The 5,171-nt window shown below is 70.1% G+C and carries 5 protein-coding genes; all 5 read left to right on the plus strand.

Going from position 1 to position 5,171, the window contains the following annotated elements:
- Window positions 1-803 (plus strand): UDP-N-acetylmuramate dehydrogenase (murB, locus tag HUU96_RS10780; protein WP_174292805.1); only part of this gene is annotated, 803 nt, incomplete at its 5' end.
- Window positions 800-1,741, plus strand: a complete 942-nt coding sequence (locus tag HUU96_RS10785; RefSeq protein WP_174292806.1) for a D-alanine--D-alanine ligase — start codon at window positions 800-802, stop codon at window positions 1,739-1,741. The genes murB and HUU96_RS10785, both read left to right, overlap by 4 nt.
- Window positions 1,738-2,673: a cell division protein FtsQ/DivIB gene (locus HUU96_RS10790; protein ID WP_174292807.1), complete on the plus strand. Its 936-nt coding sequence runs from the start codon at window positions 1,738-1,740 to the stop codon at window positions 2,671-2,673. Before HUU96_RS10785 ends, HUU96_RS10790 begins: the two co-directional genes overlap by 4 nt.
- Window positions 2,674-2,676: 3 nt before the next feature.
- On the plus strand, window positions 2,677-3,942 hold the full coding sequence (ftsA, locus tag HUU96_RS10795) for a cell division protein FtsA (RefSeq protein WP_174292808.1): 1,266 nt from the start codon (window positions 2,677-2,679) through the stop codon (window positions 3,940-3,942).
- Window positions 3,943-4,025: 83 nt separating this feature from the next.
- Window positions 4,026-5,171, plus strand: a 1,146-nt coding sequence (gene ftsZ / locus HUU96_RS10800; RefSeq protein ID WP_254605182.1) for a cell division protein FtsZ, incomplete at its 3' end; no start/stop codon positions are given.

Below are 5,171 nucleotides of genomic sequence, written 5' to 3' on the forward strand. Positions count from 1 at the left end.
GGCTGTTCGAGCCCGCCGATGTCGACGATCTACGCGCGTTTCTCGCCGATCTCGACCCGGCGGTGCCGGTGATGGCGCTGGGGCTCGGTTCCAATCTCATCGTCCGAGACGGTGGCGTGCGCGGGGTCGTGGTTAGACTGGGCAAGCCGCTGTCCTTCGCCCGCGCTTGGGGGGACGACCACGCCACGATCACCTGCGGCGGCGGCGCATCCGGCATCCTCGTCTCTTCGGCGGCGCGTGACGCGGGCGTGGCCGGGTTGGAGTTCCTGCGCTCGATCCCGGGCACCGTCGGCGGTTTCGTCCGCATGAACGGCGGTGCCTACGGCCGCGAGACTAGCGAGGTGCTGCTCGCCTGCGTCGTCGTCCTGCGCGACGGTACGGCGCTGCCGATGACCGTCGACCAGCTTGGCTACAGCTATCGTCATTCGGCGCTCCCAGCGGACGCAATCGTGGTCGAGGCGACCTTCCGCGGGCGGTCGGGCGAACCCGCCGCCATCCAGGCTGAGATGGACCGCATCGCCGCCGCGCGCGAGGCGTCGCAGCCGCTGCGCTCGAAGACCGGCGGCTCGACCTTCAAGAACCCGCTAGGGGAGAAGGCCTGGGCGCTGGTCGACGCCGCCGGCTGTCGCGGCCTGCGGCGCGGCGATGCGCAGGTCAGCGACAAGCATACCAACTTCCTCCTCAACCTCGGCCAGGCGACCAGCGCCGAGATCGAGGCGCTGGGCGAGGAGGTGCGCGAGCGGGTAAAGGCGCATTCTGGCGTGACGCTGGAGTGGGAAATCCAGCGGGTGGGGGAGCCATGAGCCTCCACGTCGCGGTCCTCATGGGCGGCTGGTCCGCCGAGCGCGAGGTGTCGCTGTTGTCCGGCACCGGCATCGCCGAGGCGCTGGAGTCGCTCGGCCACCGCGTCACTCGCATCGACATGGGCCGCGACGTCGCGCAGCGGCTGGCCGACGCCGCGCCCGACCTCGTGTTCAACGCGCTGCACGGCACGCCCGGCGAGGACGGCAGCGTGCAGGGCCTGATGGACCTGATGGGGTTGCGCTACACCCATAGCGGCATGGCCACTTCGGTGATCGCGATCGACAAGCTGCTGACCAAGCAGGCGCTGGTGCCGCATGGCATACCGATGCCCGGCGGGCGGATCGTCAAGTCGGCGGAGCTGTTCGCCGGCGACCCGCTGCCGCGCCCCTATGTGGTCAAGCCGGTCAACGAAGGCTCGTCGGTCGGCGTAGCGATCGTCACCGCCGAGGGTAACTACGGCAACCCGATCCTGCCGGACGCGACCGGGCCGTGGCACGAATATCCCGAGCTGCTCGCCGAGCCGTTCATTCGCGGCCGCGAGCTGACGACGGCGGTGCTGGCCGGGAGGGCGTTGGGCGTCACCGAACTCCAGCCCAGGAGCGGCTTCTACGACTATGACGCCAAATACACCGACGGCATGACCGAGCATCTGTGCCCCGCGCCGATCCCCGATGCGGTCGCTGTCGCCTGCAAGGGCATTGCGGTCGAGGCGCATCGCCTGCTCGGCTGCCGCGGCGCGTCGCGCTCCGACTTTCGTTGGGACGATGGCCAGGGCGTTGACGGGCTGTTCCTGCTGGAGGTCAACACCCAGCCGGGCATGACCCCGCTCAGCCTCGTGCCGGAGCAGGCGCGGCACCTGGGCATGAGCTATGCCGAGCTGGTCCAGGCGATCGTCGACGAGGCGATGCAGGATCGGGCGCTGGAGCATCACGCATGAGCCGCACGATCAAGCGCGCCACCCCCGTTCAGCAGCGTCGCCCCGCGCCGCGCAAGCGCCAGCCGGTGAAGCGGGTGTCGTCGCTCGACCGGCTGGTCGCGGCGCTGCCGGTCAGCCAGGCGACGCTTCACCGCATCGCCACCTGGACGATCACCGGCGCGGGCACGGCGCTGGCGCTGGTCGCGGCGAGCTGGATCGGCGTGCCCGGCATGATCGGTGGGGCGATAGCGGAAGGGGCGAGCCGCGCCGGCTTTCGCGTCGAGCAGATCGAGATCACTGGGCTGCACCGCATGGACCGGATGACGGTTTATGCCGTCGCGCTCGACCAGAAATCGACGGCGATGACCCGGCTCGACCTCGACGCGGTGCGCGAGAAGCTGCTGCGTTACGGCTGGATCGCCGACGCGCACGTCTCGCGGCGGCTGCCCGACACGTTGCTGATCGACATCGTCGAGCGAGCGCCGGCAGCCGTCTGGCAGGACAAGGGTGAGCTGACCCTCATCGACAAGGACGGCGTGCTGCTGGAGCCGGTGAAGCGCGAGGCGATGCCGGAATTGCCGCTGGTGATCGGCGACGGAGCCGACCGCGAGGAGCCGGGTTACCAGGCGCTGCTCGCTGCGGCACCGGCGCTGAAGCCGCGGATCAAGGCGGCGACATGGATCGGCAATCGCCGCTGGGACCTGACCTTCGAGAGCGGCGAGACGCTGGCGCTGCCGGAGGAAGGCGCACAGTCGGCGCTGGTCAGCTTTGCCGAGATGGACGGCGCGCGGCCGCTCTTGGGCAAGGGCTGGCTGCGCTTCGACCTGCGCGATCCGACCAAGCTGGTCGCGCGGCGGCCGGGCGCGACGCTGGCGCACGCGATCAGCGACGACGGCCGGCCGGCACCGGCCACCACGAACGCGGCGAAACCGCATAGCGGCAACGAGGGGTAGGGCATGGCCAAGGCGGGACCCGAAGGACTGATAACCGCGCTCGACATCGGCAGCTCCAAGGTGTCGGCGATGATCGCGCAGAAGGGTGATGGCGGCGAGCTGATCGTGCTGGGCACCGGCCAGCGCGAGAGCCGCGGGGTCAAGCGCGGCTACATCGCCGACATGGCCGCGACCGAGGTGGCGGTGCGCGAGGCGGTGGAGCAGGCGGAGCGGATCGCCGGGCTCAATATCGAGAATGTCTGGGTCGGCTTCTCCGCCGGCGGGCTGGTCAGCGACGTCGCCGAGGTCGAGTTCGAGCTGGGCGGGCACCGGGTGGAGCAGGGCGACATCGACGCGTTGCTTGCGGCGGGGCGCGGCGCGATCGACCCGCAGGGGCGGATGGTGCTGCACGCGCAGCCGGCGCTCTACACGCTCGATGGGCTGACCGGGGTGAAGACGCCGCTCGGCCTCCACGCCGATCGGCTGGGCGTCCACATCCACGTCGTCGCCGCCGACGGCTCGCCGGTGCGCAACCTCGACCTGTGCGTCCGCTCGGCACATCTGGAGGTGAAGTCGATCATCGCCGCGCCGGTCGCCACCGGCCTGTCGTGCCTGTCCGACGAGGAACGCGAGCTGGGCGTGGCGCTGGTCGAGCTGGGGGCGGGGATCACCAATGTGTCGCTGTTCGCCGGCGGGATGCTGGTCGGGCTGACCAGCCTGACGATGGGTGCCGCCGACATCACCGACGACATCGCCAGCGCCTTCGGCACGCGTCGCCAGCAGGCGGAGCGGATGAAGTGCTTCCATGGCTCCGCCAACGCCAGCCCCCGCGACAATCACGACATGATCCCGGTGACGCCGATCGCTGCGGAGGACGGCGGCGGCGACGCCAGCCAGATCACCAAGGCGCAGCTGATCGGCGTCATCCGCCAGCGGCTGGAGTATCAGATGGGCGAGGTGAGGAAGGCGTTGACCGCGCTGAAGTTCGAGGGGCCGGTCGGGCGGCAGGTGGTGCTGACCGGCGGCGGTGCCGAGCTGAAGGGGATCGCCGACTATGCGCAGGCGACGCTCGGCCGGTCGGTACGCGTCGGCCGGCCGCGTGGCCTGACGGCGCTGCCGGAGGCGCATAGCGGACCGGCGTTCGCGACGCTGGCCGGGCTCGCTTATTATGCCGCCGCCAATCCGGTCGATCTGCGCGTGCTCGCCGCGACGCAGGCGCAGGCGGTGCATCGGCAGAAGGGATTGGGCGTCGTACGCAAGCTGATCCAGGCGGCGCGGGCGAACTATTGAATTTCGCTGGCGTGGCGTGGCACGCTAGGGCAAACGGTTAACAACGGTCGCCGGTGGTGCCGGACAGGGTGGAGTATCAGCCGATGAGCATCGAATTCGTGACGCCTGAGGTGGACGAGCTGACCCCGCGCATCGCCGTGATCGGCGTCGGCGGTGCGGGCGGCAACGCGATCGCCAACATGATGCGCGCCGACGTGCAGGGCGTCGAGTTCCTGGTCGCCAACACCGACGCGCAGGCGCTGAAGCAGTCGGTCGCGCCGCAGCGCATCCAGCTGGGTGCGAAGATCACCCAGGGGCTGGGGGCGGGCAGTCGGCCGGAGATCGGCCGCGCCGCCGCCGAGGAGACGATCGACAGCCTCGCCAAGCAGCTCGAGGGCAGCCACATGGTGTTCATCGCCGCCGGCATGGGCGGCGGCACCGGCACCGGCGCGGCACCGGTCATCGCCAAGGCGGCGCGCGACATGGGCATCCTGACCGTCGGCGTGGTGACGAAACCGTTCAGCTTCGAGGGCAACCGCCGCGCCAAGAGCGCCGACGCCGGCATCGAGGAGCTGCAGAAATATGTCGACACGCTGATCGTCATCCCCAACCAGAACCTGTTCCTGATCGCCAACGCCAACACCACCTTCAAGGAGGCGTTCAGCATGGCGGACGAGGTGCTGCAGCAGGGCGTGCGCGGCATTACCGACCTGATGGTCATGCCCGGCCTCATCAACCTCGACTTCGCCGACGTCCGCAGCGTGATGCAGGAGATGGGCAAGGCGATGATGGGCACCGGCGAGGCGTCGGGCGACAACCGCGCGTTGGAGGCGGCGCAGAAGGCGATCGCCAACCCGCTGCTCGACGGCGTGTCGATGCGCGGCGCCAAGGGCGTCATCATCTCGATCACCGGCGGCGACGACATGCGCCTGCTGGAGGTCGACGAGGCGGCGAACCACATCCGTGAGCTGGTCGACGAGGACGCCAACATCATCTGGGGCTCGGCGTTCAACCCCGACCTGGAGGGCAAGATCCGCGTGTCGGTGGTCGCCACCGGCATCGAGGCGGTGCCTGCCACCGTCGCCGCGGCGCAGGCGGCGGAAGCATCGTCTGCGACGGGGCGCAGCTTCGGCTATGGCCGCAAGAGCGAGGAGCCGGTGTCGTTCCGGCCGAGCGCACCCGCCGGCCGGCGATCAGATTCAGCATCGCCTCGCGTGCCGCGTCTCCGCAGTCGTAAGCCGCGCCGTCAT

The organism is Sphingomonas bacterium, assembly GCF_903644135.1.
Lineage (GTDB): Bacteria > Pseudomonadota > Alphaproteobacteria > Sphingomonadales > Sphingomonadaceae > Sphingomonas.